Below are 15,987 nucleotides of genomic sequence, written 5' to 3' on the forward strand. Positions count from 1 at the left end.
ATTATCTGTTTTTTGAAACTTTGTCGGCTAAAATAAGCGCATTATATAAATTGACCATTTTTCCGGAGGTGGAAAGATCACTAAATTTTCTTGTAACCTGCTCCTCTCCCACCAATACAGAAGCATTGGTAGTAAGGCCGCTGTCCATTATAATTTGTTTTACCTGTACAGCGGTTAATTTTGGAAAATATGATCTAATCATTGCAGCGACTCCCGCTACAGCAGGGGCAGCCATGGAAGTTCCCTGCAGGAACTCATATTGATTGTTGGGGGTTGTAGACCATATTTTAGTACCCGGCGCAAACACATCTACATTTGTTTTACCATAATTGGAAAAACTTGCTATTAAACCAGATCCATATTCAAAATTAAGGGCACCTACTGTAAGAAAATTATTAACGAATTCCCTGGTTTCCTTGTGCGTTTGATCATTGGGATAAACGGTGGTCTCATCGAGATTTAGTCCATCATTCCCGGCAGCATTGACAATAAGAACATCATTCTTGGCTGCATATTCTATAGCTTCTCTCACCCATTCAGGATTTGGAGAGAAATATTTTCCGAAACTTGTATTTATTACCGTAGCGCCATTATCAACAGCATAGCGTATAGCCAGTGCAATATCCTTGTCATACTCATCGCCATCTGGCACAGCTCGAATAGCCATTATTTCCACGTTATTGGCCACTCCCTGGATCCCAATATTATTATTTCTGTTTGCACCAATAATACCTGCTACGTGGGTACCGTGTTTTATGTCATCCTTATCTGCACTTGGTCCTTTTACATTATTATTACCATAATCTGTATCATTGATATTATAAGGGTCATCCCCCACTATTGCACGGCCATCAAGGTCCAGGTTAAAATGCGAAGCTAATCTGTCTTCATAATATTCAATTGCTTCATCCAGTTCCTTGAGCGCTTCTGGAATATTCTCATTTACATTGTTCTGGATTTGAGAAAGCATCATTTTATACTGCCTCATTTGATCTGTTGTGGCAGTCATTGCAGATAGTTCCTTTTTGGTGTAATCTTCCTTTCCTAACTGGGAGGAAACGGCTGCATGTGCCGCTACCAGCTGTTGTTTAATTTGGATGTACTGGTCACGGGTTTGAACGGTTTCCCGGTATTCCTTCTCATACTCAGCTTTTGCCTCCTGGTAAAGGATGAATTCTTCCCTTTCAGGCTGGCTAAGGCTGCTGGCAGATCTTCCTTCATATTTGGATCTTAGTCTCTTATAGATCCTTGTATATTCCATATTTTCCTTTACCGCATCTCCAAGGAAATTCCAACCGTGGATATCATCTACGTACCCGTTATTATCATCATCAATACCGTTGTTGGGAATTTCCTTACGGTTCACCCATACAACAGATTTTAGGTCCTCGTGGTCAATATCTACTCCACTGTCTATGACGGCCACAATCACCTTTTGACCTTTTTGATCCTTAATGATCTCGTCATATGCTTTTTGAACACTCATCCCTGGAATAGTGTCATTCACAAGGTCGGCTCCACCCCATCCCTGTAGCTGGACATCTGTGAGATCTGAGACCTTGAGGGGTATTTCGTCTATATTTTCAATAGGAGTGGAAACAATGGTAGGTGCTGTACTGGAACATCCTGCAAGGCTTATGGCAAGAGCAGATAGTACAAGGGGTTTAAGAAATGGTATTCTCATAGTTTTATATCAATTAAAAAGTTCATTAAAAGTGTAAACCTGGTCAAGGCGAACGCCTTTTTCAGTATGCTTTACGGTAATGATCTCATTATGAGCATCATGTTCGAGGATGAGATAATAACCCTTTGTAGCCGCTGTATCCAGGAACTTTTCCTTTTCACTTAGGGTTATCAAAGGTCTTGTATCATATCCCATAACGTATGGCAAAGGTATATGACCTGCAGTTGGTAACAAGTCTGCCATAAAAACGAAAGTTTTGTCCAGATGCTTAATATGCGGGATCATTTGTTTATCTGTATGCCCATCTGCAAAAAATACACCAAACCCAAAATGATCGGGCTCTACATACATCTGGTCTTTCTCTCTTTCAATAAAATGCAACCTCCCGCTTTGCTCCATAGGGATTATATTTTCTTTTAAAAAAGATGCTTTCTCCCGTGCATTGGGCTGTGTGGCCCAGAGCCAGTGTTCTTTATTGCTCCAAAATCTTGCATTTTTAAATGCAGGCTCATATCCTGTGCGTTCTTTATTCCATTTTATGCACCCGCCGCAATGGTCAAAATGAAGATGGGTCATAAAAATATCTGTTATATTATCCCGGTGAAAACCATGTTTTTTAAGGGACTTATCGATGGATTCATCACCCCAAAGGTTATAATACCCAAAGAACTTATCACTTTGCTTGTCCCCCATTCCTGTATCAATTAGGGTAAGGCGGTCGCCGTCTTCCAGCAGGAGGCAACGTGCTGCCATATCTATAAGGTTATTATCATCTGCGGGATTGGTACGATTCCATATCGTTTTTGGAACTACGCCAAACATGGCGCCGCCATCCAGTTTGAAATTGCCGGCCTCAATAGGATATATTTTCATGGTTACATTATAATTTAAATTGTTACTCCTATAGCTTATTGAAGGAAGGTCTCACTTCAATAAACCTGCTTTATTATGATCCCCTACCTTCTGTGAAACCCGATTGTAAGAGGGATAAAAAAGTCTTCTGCAAATTACTAAAAGTATTGGTCTTTTTTGATCCTCGAAAACTTCATTAAGCGCTAATCAATTATTTCTTCAAAATACTTATATTTCCGTTTTATGGTCATACAAATCTGTATAAAAAGTTAAAAATCACCTCTTTTTAAGGGTTTCATTTATTGTACAGGAGCAAGAATAATTAAAAACTTAACTTTGACAACCGGTCTAAACCTTCGGGGTCAAAATATAGTTATATGAACGAATTTCTCGAAATTTTATACCACGAATTCGAATTGCCGTTAAGTAATCCGGTCCTGGTATTTTCCCTCATCCTCCTTATCATTTTAATATCCCCAATACTGTTCAGGAGAATAAATATTCCCGGGATAATTGTTCTCATTATTTCGGGTATAATCATTGGCCCTTTTGGGGTTGGTTTACTTGAACAGAATGCCGCAATAGATCTTTTTTCTAAAATAGGTTTATTATACATTATGTTCATTGCCGGGCTAGAGCTGGATATGAACCAATTCAAGGTTAACAGGAACAAGAGTTTTACGTTTGGATTTTTCACTTTTATTTTACCGCTTGCAATAGGTTTCCCTGTATGTTTTTACCTGCTGGGATATGACTTTAATGCCAGCTTTCTAACAGCCAGTATGTTTGCTACCCATACTCTAATTTCATATCCAATTGTTAGCAAAATGGGGGTTTCCAAGAACGAAGCTGTAGCAATCACTGTGGGAGGTACTATTTTGACAGATACTGCGGTACTTATTATCCTGGCTGTGATAATGGGTAATGCCCAGGAAGGTGGCCTTACGTATGACTTCTGGGTGAGGCTGGTAATTTCTCTTAGTATTTTTGTGGCTATCATGTTCTTTATCGTTCCCAGAATAGCCAAATGGTTCTTTACAACCATGGAAAAGGAGAAACACTCTCATTACATCTTTGTTCTTACTGTCGTTTTTCTTGCAGCGTTTATGGCAGAGCTGGCAGGGGTTGAAGATATAATAGGTGCATTCCTTGCGGGGCTGGCGTTAAACAGGCTTATTCCTCATTCCTCGGCCCTTATGAACCGAATTGAGTTTATGGGAAACTCCCTGTTCATTCCTTTCTTCCTTATAAGTGTGGGAATGCTGGTAGATATCAGGGTGATATTTAGTGGCTATATGGCTATTCTTGTAGCTATAACCCTTTCTGTAGTGGCAATAGCAGGGAAATGGCTGGCTGCTTTCTTTACCCAGTTGGTATATAAATATACAGCCTCACAACGTAAGGTGATCTTTGGATTAAGCAGTGGGCATGCTGCTGCTACCCTTGCGGTTATTATTGTAGGTTACAATGCCGGGATAATTGATATAAATATACTTAACGGAACGATCATCCTTATCCTCATCACCTCGATCGTGGCCACCCTGGCGACAGAGAATGCCGCTAAAAATATGCTTGCTGAAGCTAAGGAAGTGGATCCTGAAGAGATCAAAAAATCTGAAAGTTTCAAGATGGAAAGCATCCTGTTGCCCCTGGCCAATATGGTCAACCTGGAAGATTTGCTGGAATTTGCAGTGTTGATAAAGGATAAAAGCTCAGAGAATCCCGTTTCTATCCTTACGGTGGTACCCAATGACGAACAGGCAGAACTCAATATTGCACAGGCCAGGACCAGACTGGAGGATTTTGTAAAACAGGCCTCGGCCACAGAAACCTCTGTAGATGTTACTGCCACGATAGATAAAGATATCGCAAGTGGGATTTCGAGAAAATCCAAGGAATTAATTGCCGACTTCCTGGTAATGGGATGGCCAACAAGCTCCGGCGATGAGGTTGTTATTGGTGATAAAATGGCCGGGATCATAAATAAAACCCCGAAAACAGTATTCCTTTGCCGAGTGGAAAGGCCATGGGCGACTCACCAAAAACTTATCCTTGCCGTACCTCCCAATTCAGAAAAAATGGAAAGTTTTGAATTGTGGGTGAAAAAAGTGATTAAGATCGCTGAAGAACTTAGCGTACCAATCCTTGTGAATTGCGGCAAGGAAACTCAGGCCGCCATTGAGGAACTGGTTGATAAACTAAATCTAAGGGCACCCTTTGAATTCAATGAATTTACAGATTGGGAAGATTTCCTCATAATTTCCAAGAATATCCAGCCTGAGGATATTGTAATGCTCATTACGGCAAGAAAAGGATCTATAGCCCACCAGCCAATACTGGATAAAATTCCTATTAAACTTGAAAACTATTTCAGGGAAAATACCAAGATCATGGTATTCCCGCAATAGAGCTAATTTAGAAAATTGTTAAACAAAAAACACCACAGTCTCCTGCGGTGTTTTTTTATTTTTAAAATTGATTCTATCTTTTAATCATTAAGTTTAAGTACCGCCATAAATGCTTCCTGCGGGATCTCTACATTTCCAACCTGGCGCATTCTTTTCTTTCCTTTTTTCTGCTTCTCAAGAAGTTTTCTTTTCCTCGAAATATCTCCCCCGTAACATTTGGCTGTAACATCCTTTCTTAAAGCCTTTACAGTTTCTCTTGCGATGATCTTGGCGCCAATCGCTGCCTGTATAGGAATATCAAATTGTTGCCTGGGGATCAACTCCTTCAGTTTTTCACACATTTTTTTCCCAATATCGTAGGCATTGTCAACGTGTAATAAAGCTGAAAGTGCATCTACTACACTTCCGTTAAGCAGTACATCTACCTTAACAAGTTTGGAAGCCCTCATACCTATTGGGGAATAATCAAAGGATGCATAACCTTTTGAAACGGTTTTTAGCCTGTCATAGAAATCGAAAACGATCTCTGCCAGGGGCATATCAAAATTGAGTTCTACCCTTTCAGGTGTAAGATAGGTTTGATTAGTGATTTGTCCGCGTTTTTCAATACAAAGGGACATCACGGGGCCTACAAAATCTGATTTGGTAATAATACTGGCTTTAATAAATGGTTCTTCTACTCTTTCCAGGCGAGATGGTTCAGGAAGGTCCGTAGGGTTATTTACGAGGATGGCCTCTGTTGGGTTTTTATGGGTATAAGCGTGATAAGATACGTTTGGAACCGTGGTAATTACGGTCATGTCAAACTCCCTTTCCAGCCTTTCCTGGATGATCTCCAGGTGGAGCATTCCTAAAAATCCGCAACGGAAACCGAATCCAAGCGCGGCAGAACTTTCCGGGGTGAACACCAGCGAAGCATCGTTAAGCTGGAGTTTTTCCATAGAAGACCTTAGGTCTTCATAATCCTCTGTATCCACAGGGTAAATTCCCGCGAATACCATAGGCTTCACATCTTCAAAACCTGCTACCGCTTCTGTTGTTGGATTTTTCGCATCTGTTATGGTATCACCCACTTTCACCTCGCGGGCATCTTTGATCCCCGTAATAAGATAGCCCACATCCCCGGTTTTGATCTCCTGGCGTGGGAATTGTTTTAATCTTAAGGTACCAACCTCATCTGCAAAATAGTCTTTATTTGTAGCGACAAATTTAATATTCTGGCCTTTTTTAATCGAACCATTGATCACTCTAAAATAAGTTTCCACTCCTCTAAAAGGGTTGTAAACCGAATCAAAAATAAGGGCACGTAAAGGTGCATCTACTTTTCCTGTAGGAGCCGGTATCCTTTCTATAATTGCTGAAAGTATTTCCTCAATGCCCAAACCTGTCTTTGCACTGGCAGGAATGATCTCCTCATAATCACAACCTAATAGGTCAACAATGTCATCCTTTACAACCTCAGGGTTTGCACTTGGAAGATCTACTTTATTCAGTACCGGGATGATCGTAAGGTCATTCTCCAGTGCCAGATACAGATTGGAAATTGTTTGGGCCTGTATGCTTTGTGCAGCATCAACTACCAGTAACGCCCCTTCACAGGCTGCAATTGAACGGGATACCTCATAAGAGAAATCCACGTGGCCCGGGGTATCAATAAGATTAAGAATATATTCTTCGCCCTTATAAGTATAATTCATCTGGATGGCGTGGCTCTTAATAGTGATCCCACGCTCCCGTTCCAGGTCCATACTGTCCAATAGTTGCTCCTGCTTTTCACGGTCTGTCACAGAGCCCGTAAAATCCAGCAGCCTGTCGGCCAGGGTACTTTTTCCGTGGTCAATATGGGCGATTATACAAAAGTTACGTATGTTCTTCATCTGTCATTTTCAAAGTAGATGGCAGCTGTAAAAATCCATCTCAATTAAGGCTACAAATATAGTTTTTTTAAAAGGGATTGAAGAAATATTCTTTATGGGCTGCTTTGCTGTTTTATACCAGTATATAGGTGCCGGTTATTTATAGAAGATTTCCCCAATAATTTTTTCTACTTCGCATGGAAGTATTTGGAAATTCTAAAAAAACACACCTTCTTTGTAAAGCAGAAAGAATTATTTAAGTACTTTTTCTTTCCCTATTCCCTGAATATATGAAAAACCCTTCCACTACAACTGGACCTGCCACAACTCCGGGAGAAACCACGCGCTCGATTATTATCATTGGCGCCCTGTTTTTTATTTTTGGTTTTGTAACTTGGTTGAATTCGGTTTTGATACCCTATTTAAAAATTGCCTGTGAACTCAATAATTTCCAGTCCTATTTTGTGGTTACGGCCTTTTATATTTCCTACCTGGTCATGGCGCTGCCCTCTGCCTGGGTACTTCAAAAAACCGGATATAAAAAGGGGATGTCCCTGGGGCTTATAGTGATGGCGGTGGGAGCAGTCATCTTTATTCCCGCTGCCTATTCCAGGGCGTACGAATTATTCCTGCTTGGGCTATTTGTGCAGGGAACCGGCCTGGCGCTTCTTCAAACAGCTTCCAATCCATATGTGGTTGTTCTTGGGCCTGCAGAGAGTGCAGCGAAGAGGATAAGCATTATGGGGATTTGTAATAAAGTTGCCGGGGTACTGGCGCCAATTGTACTGGGCGCTATCCTCTTTACTACAGGTGACAACCTGGTTGATACCATTGATGCTTTACAGGGAACAGAAAAGATTGCGGCACTGGATGAACTCGCGCAAAGAGTGATCACTCCTTACCTGGCGATGATGGCAATACTTCTTCTCCTAAGTGCCCTGGTATATTTTTCATCTTTGCCAGAGGTTGATGCAGATGCTGAAGATGAAGAACTGGCAAAGGCAAACCTAAATAAAACAAGTATTTTCCAGTTCCCACATCTTTTCCTGGGCACGTTTGCTTTATTTCTTTATGTAGGTGTTGAGGTAATTGCAGGAGATACAATTATAAGTTATGCCAATGAGGCACACGGCATTCCGCTTAATGAAGCTAAATTCTTTGCAAGTTTTACACTGGGAGCTATGATCGTGGGATATGTTATAGGGATTTTTACAATTCCAAAATACATAAGTCAGGAAAACGCTCTCAAAGTTTCCGCTATTCTGGGACTTCTTTTTGGATTTATAGCAATATTTGGGGACGGATTTATTTCAGTAATGGCCATTGCCCTGCTAGGAATTGCCAATGCTCTTGTATGGCCGGCAATTTGGCCTATGGCCCTTGCAGGACTGGGCAGATTTACCAAGGTTGGATCCTCGTTTTTAATAATGGCTATTGCAGGTGGCGCTATACTTCCACCGGTATATGGCTATTTCGCCGACTGGGATCCGCAACTGGCCTATTGGGTCCTGATACCTTGTTACCTATACATCCTGTTTTTTGCTACTAAAGGGCATACGATAGGACGTCGTATTTAAATCTTAAATGAATAATTAAAATGAAGAATTTTTCATTGTTGTTTCTTGTTTTAATTATTAGTTCCTGCAAAGGTTTTGAAGGAACTACTTCTGAAGATGTTTTGGTCATAGAAGAAAAGGATTTTTCCATAATACCCAAACCATCAGAAATAAAAATTAGTGATAGCACGCTTGAACTTCCCGAATTAAGCAGTGTTTGTTATAATACAGCAGAAGCAGGAGAAGCTGCCTCCTGGCTTTTGGGTATGTTGCAGAAAGCAAATCTCCGGGTGAAGCCTTCAGAAGGTATCTCCTGTGGATTTTGGAACCTGTATACAGATGCTGCTTTATATCAAAGCCTGGGAGAAGAAGGATATATTCTGGAAATAAACAATGAGGGAATTTTTTTAAAAGCCGCCACTAAAAGCGGACTTTTCTATGGAATTCAAACCCTTAGGCAAATTCTTCCTGCAGCACTTGAGAATGCTACAGCGGCCACTAACAGGATTCAACTACCACAACTTTATATTAAGGATATCCCCCGCTACAGCTGGCGTGGGACTATGGTAGATATCTCAAGAAGCTTTTTTGACCTGGAATATCTTAAAGATCACGTGGACCGCATGGCGCTATATAAAATGAACCGCCTGCACCTTCATCTTACAGATGACCAGGGGTGGAGAATTGAAATAAAAAGCAAACCGGAACTAACCAACTTGGGTTCCAGAGGAGCAGTGGAGGGTGGAAGATCAGGTTACCTTACACAAGAGGAGTACATGGAGCTGCAAACCTATGCCGCAGCAAGGAATGTTATAATCATTCCGGAAATTGATATGCCCGGCCATATATATTCAGCACTGCTGGCTTACCCGGAATTGAGCTGCGATGATCTTTCGAATATTGAACCCAAGATGGCCACACCTCCCCAATTATTCTCTGGTACTAAGGTTGGCTGGAGCAAACTCTGCCTTACAAAACCTGAAATATATGATTTTGTAGCCGATGTAATTGAAGAAATGGCAGCCATTACCACCGGCCCCTGGATACACATAGGAGGGGATGAAATCGAGGACGACCTGTACGAGGAATTTGTGGTAAAGGCCGATTCTCTTGTGCGAAGTACAGGAAAGATTACGATAGGATGGGAAGAAGTAACTAAAGCCCCGGTCAATAGTTCCCTTATTAGTCAGCAATGGCATGGAGAGGTGGAAAGTGTTGTGGATGTGAAGGTGATTGAGTCAATTTGTACCAGCTTTTACTTTGACCACGCCAATATCCCGGGGCAGGAGAAGACAAACAACTGGTGCAAGAAAAGCGGGGTGACTCTGGAAGAAGTATATAATTTTCAAAGTGAAAATAATAATGTCCTTGGGCTGGAAGCCCCGGTTTGGACAGAGTTTGTTCATACAGATGAGGATCTGGACAACAGGTTCTGGCCACGTATTATAGCAGTGGCAGAACTCGCCTGGAGTGAGGATACCACAAAAAATTATACCGACTTTATTTCCCGACTTAAAAAACATGAAGAGAGACTTATCAATATGGGGATCAATTATTTTCCCGCGGAAGAGCTTGGTTGGAAAGAAAATACTAATAAAAAAAGGATGAATGTTTTTAAAGGGTTTATGCCCGTTAAAAAAAATACCTCTCTATAAAGAAATATGGAAGATCAAAACAAACCCTCAACAGAAAGAAGCTCCAGATATAACGATCTGGAACATATGAGCACGGAGGAACTGCTGCGAAACATGAACAGGGAAGATAAGACAGTTCCTGAGATTATCGAAAAGGAGATTCCCGCTATTGAAGCCCTGGTAGATGTTATAGTTCGTCAAATTGAATTGGGGGGAAGATTGTTCTACATAGGGGCCGGCACCAGTGGAAGGCTGGGTGTACTTGATGCTTCAGAATGTCCGCCGACTTTTGGAGTAAGTGATGATGTGGTAATAGGACTTATAGCAGGGGGCGATGTCGCGCTTAGAAAGGCTGTTGAGAATGCTGAAGATAACACTACCCGGGCCTGGAAAGACCTTCAGCAATTTGGAATTAATAAAAAAGATGTGCTCATAGGTATCGCTGCTTCAGGTACTACACCTTACGTAATTGGAGGGGTAGAAGATGCTGCAAAGAATGGGCTTATAACCGGTTGTATAACCAATAATAAAAATTCACCTCTGGCCAGGGCAGTTAAATATCCCATAGAAATTGAGGTGGGGCCGGAGTTTGTTACCGGTAGTACCCGCATGAAATCCGGAACAGCTCAAAAGCTGGTACTCAATATGATCTCTACTTCTGTAATGATCAAACTGGGTAGAGTAAAAGGAAATAAGATGGTAGATATGCAGCTTAGCAATCAAAAATTAGTGGGTCGGGGTACCAGGATGATCATGGAGGAACTGGGAATCGACCAAAAGTTTGCGGAAAAATTACTCCTGGAGTATAAAAGTGTCCGTGCTGTTTTACAAAATTTTAAATAAAAATTTTCAAAGATTATTCTGCTTTATTTAAACACTATGGAGTGATCAAAAATATATCAAAAGGTTTATTGTTCTTTTATATAGTTTTTTAATACCCGAACAACATAATCCAATTCTTCTTTTGTGTTGTATTTGGAAAATGAAAACCTGAGAGAAGGCTTTTTTAATTCATCGTCAGATAGAAAAGCAGTTAAAACGTGTGAATTTTTATCATTCCCACTTTGACATGCACTTCCAGACGAGCAGGCAATTCCTTTTAAGTCCAGGTGAAATAGAAGTAACAAAGCTTTTTCCTCCGATAGAGGGAGACAAATATTTACAATGGTATACGTACTTTTTTCGAGATCTCGTGAATATCCGTTAAATTTAATTCCCGAAATATTCTTTTCTAGAATAGTGATAAAGTAGGCTTTTAAGGATAGTATGTACTCTTGATCTGATTTAAGATTAGCCTCCGCCTTCTCCAGTGCTACTCCCATACCTACTATATTCTGAAGACTTTCTGTTCCTGCCCGTTTTCCACGTTCCTGTGAGCCGCCAAAAATAAGTGGCTGTAGATTTCTATCCTTTTTTATATACGCAAAACCGATACCTTTTGGCCCGTGAAATTTATGTGCACTTGCAGCAGTAAAATCTACTGGTATTTTAGAAAAGTCTAAATTAAAATGTCCAATAGATTGAACCATATCAGAATGAAATAAGGAATTCCATTTTTGACACAGCTTTCCAATCTTTTCAATATCTGTAATATTTCCTATTTCGTTATTCACGTGCATCAAACTTACCAACGTCTTGAGTTTAGAAGTTTCCAATAGATAATTTAAATGATCAAGGTTAATGCCTCCTTTCTCATCCAATTGGACATTAACCACCTTAATCGATTTAATTTCACTTAATTTTTTTATTGTGTTTAATACAGCGTGATGTTCAATTTCTGAAGAAATTATACATTTTACACCCAAATCACGAACTGCTGAGTTTAATATAAGATTATCTGCTTCAGTACCACCAGAAGTGAATATAATTTCTGATGCTGAAACATTTAAATTTTCAGCAATTAATTTCCTCGTATTTTCAATTAATTCTTTCGAGGATCTACCAAAGGAATGTATGGAGGATGGGTTGCCATAAAACCTTTTCATTACAGTAGTTATTTGGAAGATAACTTCGTCATCAAGTTTTGTTGTTGCCGCATTATCAAGATACACTTCGCCCATAGATATGAAAAATAAAAGTTTAACTTATTAAGAAACTTAGTACAATTGAATTTTCAATAAAAAAATAAAAATACAAAAGTTAAGTTACTTTTTGTTTTTATTTTGATTAATATGAATACTTCTTATAAATTTTAATAAATATGAATTGTAAATCTTATATTTATTTAAAATTAGCTCCTTAAAACTTTTAGCTCTTCCGAAAGCCTTATGACCAAATATGTTCTTTTCTTGATATATTATATTTCCTTTCAAAATCTTTTCTCTCAGCAAAAAGAATTTGTAGTTAAATTTATTTCTGAACCCATACAGGCTGATGCCATCCTTGATGAGCCGGCATGGAGCCGGGCCGACTCTGCAACAGATTTTTGGCAATATTTTCCTGAAGATACTGTCCAGTCCAGCAATCAAAGCACTATTAAAATGCTGTACGATAAGCAAAATCTTTATATTGGAATCAAAGTGAATTCCATAGGAGATAAGTATGTAATCCCATCCCTAAGGAGAGATTTTAGAGCAGGGGGAAGCGATAACATTACGCTTATGTTTGATACTTTTAACGATGGGAATAATGCTTTTCTTTTCGGAGTGAATCCTTGGGGGGTGCGTCGGGAAGCACTTGTTTCTGGAGGCGGAACAGATCTTAGCGGCTTTACTACCAGCTGGGATACTAAATGGTATGCCGAGACAAAAATCTATGATGGTTATTATATAAGTGAATGGGTAATTCCTCTTTCAGCTTTTAAATTTAGGCCTGGAGCAACTAAATGGAGATTTAATTCTTACCACTTCGATACTCAGGGTAATGAACAGAATACTTGGATGAGGATCCCACGCAGTCAATTTATATTTAATCTAGCTTTCATGGGTGATATGATTTTTGAAAGACCTCTTGAAAGAAGCAGGACGCCTGTTTCGATAATACCTTACGTTAATGGCACTTTAGAGAGGGATTATGAATTCCATAGTGAAATAAATGAGTTTAAAATGGGTGGCGATGCCAAATTTGCAATAGGGAACAGCCTAAATCTGGATCTCACATTTAATCCTGATTTTTCTCAGGTAGAAGTTGACAACTTGGTTACAAACCTTACCCGGTTCGAAATAAATCTACCGGAAAGGCGGCAGTTTTTTATTGAAAATAGTGATCTTTTTTCAGATTTCGGCCATCTTAGTGATGCCAATCCATTTTTCTCCCGCCGCATAGGAATAGCAAAGGATAGAGATGGAATCAATCGTCCCAACCAGATCATTGCAGGAGCAAGATTAAGCGGAAAAGTTAATAATAACTTTAGAATTGGAGTGCTGAACGTGCAAACGGGAAATGATGAGGAATACGATATTGAAGCTACCAATAATATGGTAATTGCTTTACAGTACAGAATTTTTAGCAGGTCCTCTATAAGTGCAGTCTTAGTAAACCGCCAGCATACCTCAAATACATTTAATCGGGTGGTAGGCCTGGATTATAACCTTGCCAATCTGGATAACAGCTGGAATGGAAAATTTTACCTTCACAAATCCTTCAGCCCAGGTGTGTTGGAAGATGATCTCTCCACAGGAGTCAACCTTACTTATAACGGTGAGCACTGGAGATTTCGGGGGAGCGGACTTCTGCTTCAAGATAATTTTACAAGCGACCTGGGATTTATCCCGAGGAAAGGAGTTTTAAAAGTTGACCCCCAAATGGAATATTTGCTTTTCCCGTCTAAAGGCTCCGTAAATGCACATATTTTCAGCATTGTTCCGGAGTTTTTTTGGAAACCGAAGTCGAATTTTCAGTTGGCAGATTATAATATTATTTCCACCTGGAAAATCGGATTTAAAAACACTTCAGAAGTTACGGCAAGCCTTTTTAACCGCTACACCTTTCTCTTCGAAGATTTTGAACCTACACGCTCCAAAGGAACTCCTCTCCCTGCAAATACAGATTATTATTATACAAGTGGTCAGTTGAGGTACAGTAGTGATAATCGACATTTTTTTTCATATAATTTAGGAGTCAACTATGGACAATTCTTTAATGGAACGGTTTTAACACCCAACTTAGATTTTAACATACGTTTGCAGCCGAAGTATTTATTTTCGGTGCAGGCGCGATATGATAAAGTAGAGCTTCCTAAACCATATGCAACAAATGACATCTGGTTACTGGGAAGCAAGGTGGACATAACTTTCACCCGATCACTTTTTTGGGCGACTATCGTTCAGTACAGTAATCAGGAGCAAAACTTTGGGATCAATTCTAGGCTGCAGTGGCGTTTTGCACCCCTTTCAGATATGTTCCTTATCTATAATGACAATTACTTCACCAATGATGTTCTCATTCCAAGGTATAGAAGTATCACTCTTAAGGTAACCTATTGGCTTTATCTTTAATGAGGTGGTAAACAGAGAATAGAATTTATCAGGGCCATTATCTCTTAGATTTTTTTAATTTTATTGAAAATTTTTCTTACCAAATGAATAATAATAAATCTCTTAAAGAATTTGAATGACCAATTTTCTCTAACCTCTCGTTTAATCAGGATTATCGTAAATTCTTTCCTAAATGAAAAATTGCATTATGATGTGAAAGTTTACATTAACAGGAATAGGGTGGGAGTAAAAAAAAAAAGATTAATTTTAGTTAAAAATTTTAAATGGGTGTAATACAAAGTTTTTTGTTTAAAAAAAAATTAACTGTCACTATTAATAAGGTAGAAAGGAAAAATCTCTTACAAAAAATAAAAATTCTGAAGTACCTTTATTTTAATGGGCCTAGAACTAATTCAGATATTTGTAATGTTTTTAAGATGAGTTTACCTACTTCAATGAATCTTCTTAATCAGCTACAAAAGGAAAAGTTAGTTGTAAAAAAAGGTTTAGGAAATTCAGCAGGAGGGAGAAGACCGGATCTTTTCGGTTTAGATGATAACACCTTCTTAGTTCTTAGTATTCATATTGAGAGGTTTAAGATTAGAATGGCTATTATAAATAATACTCATCAAATTCTATTTGAAAAAACAATTCCTATTGTTATTTCGGCAAATTCCGAAATTGTAGATATGTTGCATAGACATGCCCAAGATTTGATTTCAGAATCTGAAATAGATACTGACATTCTTATGGGAGTAGGAGTTAGTATGCCTGGATTAATTTCTATAGAGGAAGGAAGAAACCTGACTTATTTCCTTAAGGATCAAGAAACTGCTTCGTTGCAAAGTTGTTTGGAGAAAAAATTTTTTAAACCTGTAGTTATATTTAATGATGCAAATAGCGCCTGTCTCGCAGAATTTAGGTTTGGTCTTGCTAAAAATAAAAAGGATGTTTTAGTTGTTTCAATGGACTGGGGCATAGGATTAGGTATAATAATGGGAGGCCAACTTCAAACAGGAACATCTGGATTTGCCGGTGAATTTGGTCATATACCAGTTGTAGAGAATGGTGCATTATGTTACTGTGGTAAAACTGGCTGTTTGGAAACTATAGCATCAGGAATTGCTCTTGTTAAAAAAGCTGAAGAAAAATTAAGAGCTGGGCATGGATCTGTTTTAGGAAGCAATTTTCGTGATGAGTTTATTAGTTTGGAGCCCAGTCTAATTATTAAAGCGGCAAACGAGGGAGACCAATTTGCCATTAATCTTCTTACCGAAATTGGGACTAACTTGGGTAAAGGATTAGCAATACTAATTCAGATTTTCAATCCTGAAGAAATAATCTTAGGAGGACAGATTGCAGAAGCTAGGCAATTTATCACCACTCCAGTACAACAATCTATTAACATGTATTGTAAAATTCAACTTAAGGAGGATGCAGCTATAACTCTTTCTGAATTAGGAAAGAAATCCAGCTTGTTAGGTGTAACATTAGCAGTTATGGAAGGATTTTTTTCAAATAGGGTAAAAGCCTTAAAAAACGGCACACAATAAATTTTATGTAATGTATTAGAAATAAAATT

10 protein-coding genes are annotated in these 15,987 nt (G+C 39.1%); 6 read left to right on the forward strand and 4 right to left on the reverse strand.

What is annotated here, in order from left to right:
- Window position 1 precedes the first annotated feature (1 nt).
- Window positions 2-1,684: a S8 family peptidase gene (locus tag FHG64_RS09615; protein ID WP_139066199.1), complete on the reverse strand. Its 1,683-nt coding sequence runs from the start codon at window positions 1,682-1,684 to the stop codon at window positions 2-4.
- Between the two features lie 9 nt (window positions 1,685-1,693).
- Window positions 1,694-2,557, reverse strand: a complete 864-nt coding sequence (locus FHG64_RS09620) for an MBL fold metallo-hydrolase (protein WP_139066200.1) — start codon at window positions 2,555-2,557, stop codon at window positions 1,694-1,696.
- Between the two features lie 356 nt (window positions 2,558-2,913).
- Between FHG64_RS09620 and FHG64_RS09625 the strand changes: the two genes are divergently transcribed.
- Window positions 2,914-4,944 carry a cation:proton antiporter gene (locus FHG64_RS09625; RefSeq protein ID WP_139066201.1) on the forward strand — a complete coding sequence of 677 codons (2,031 nt, stop codon included), beginning with the start codon at window positions 2,914-2,916 and terminating at the stop codon, window positions 4,942-4,944.
- 80 nt (window positions 4,945-5,024) lie between these two features.
- Here the strand turns inward: FHG64_RS09625 and lepA are convergent, their stop codons facing one another.
- Window positions 5,025-6,821, reverse strand: coding sequence for a translation elongation factor 4 (gene lepA, locus FHG64_RS09630; protein WP_139066202.1), 1,797 nt, complete (start codon window positions 6,819-6,821; stop codon window positions 5,025-5,027).
- 269 nt (window positions 6,822-7,090) lie between these two features.
- Here lepA and FHG64_RS09635 point away from each other — a divergent pair, with 269 nt between their 5' ends.
- Genes FHG64_RS09635 through murQ form a run of 3 tightly spaced genes read left to right on the forward strand, consistent with a single transcriptional unit; the run spans window position 7,091 to window position 10,833 of the window.
- Window positions 7,091-8,377 (forward strand): sugar MFS transporter, encoded by a 1,287-nt coding sequence (locus FHG64_RS09635; protein ID WP_139066203.1) that lies wholly within the window; start codon window positions 7,091-7,093, stop codon window positions 8,375-8,377.
- 20 nt (window positions 8,378-8,397) lie between these two features.
- Entirely contained in the window at window positions 8,398-10,011 is a 1,614-nt protein-coding gene (locus FHG64_RS09640) for a beta-N-acetylhexosaminidase (protein ID WP_139066204.1), read from the forward strand.
- A gap of 6 nt (window positions 10,012-10,017) precedes the next feature.
- Window positions 10,018-10,833 carry an N-acetylmuramic acid 6-phosphate etherase gene (gene murQ / locus FHG64_RS09645; RefSeq protein WP_139066205.1) on the forward strand — a complete coding sequence of 272 codons (816 nt, stop codon included), beginning with the start codon at window positions 10,018-10,020 and terminating at the stop codon, window positions 10,831-10,833.
- Between the two features lie 65 nt (window positions 10,834-10,898).
- Here the strand turns inward: murQ and FHG64_RS09650 are convergent, their stop codons facing one another.
- Window positions 10,899-12,050, reverse strand: coding sequence for a cysteine desulfurase family protein (locus FHG64_RS09650; RefSeq protein WP_139066206.1), 1,152 nt, complete (start codon window positions 12,048-12,050; stop codon window positions 10,899-10,901).
- Window positions 12,051-12,278: 228 nt separating this feature from the next.
- On the opposite strand from FHG64_RS09650, the gene FHG64_RS09655 reads away from it, so the two are divergent.
- On the forward strand, window positions 12,279-14,426 hold the full coding sequence (locus tag FHG64_RS09655; RefSeq protein WP_317133563.1) for a DUF5916 domain-containing protein: 2,148 nt from the start codon (window positions 12,279-12,281) through the stop codon (window positions 14,424-14,426).
- A gap of 263 nt (window positions 14,427-14,689) precedes the next feature.
- Complete coding sequence (locus FHG64_RS09660) at window positions 14,690-15,958, forward strand: ROK family transcriptional regulator (protein WP_139066208.1); 1,269 nt, start codon at window positions 14,690-14,692, stop codon at window positions 15,956-15,958.
- Window positions 15,959-15,987: the final 29 nt, after the last annotated feature.

The sequence above is a fragment of the Antarcticibacterium flavum genome (assembly GCF_006159205.1).
Classification (GTDB): Bacteria; Bacteroidota; Bacteroidia; order Flavobacteriales; family Flavobacteriaceae; genus Gillisia; species Gillisia flava.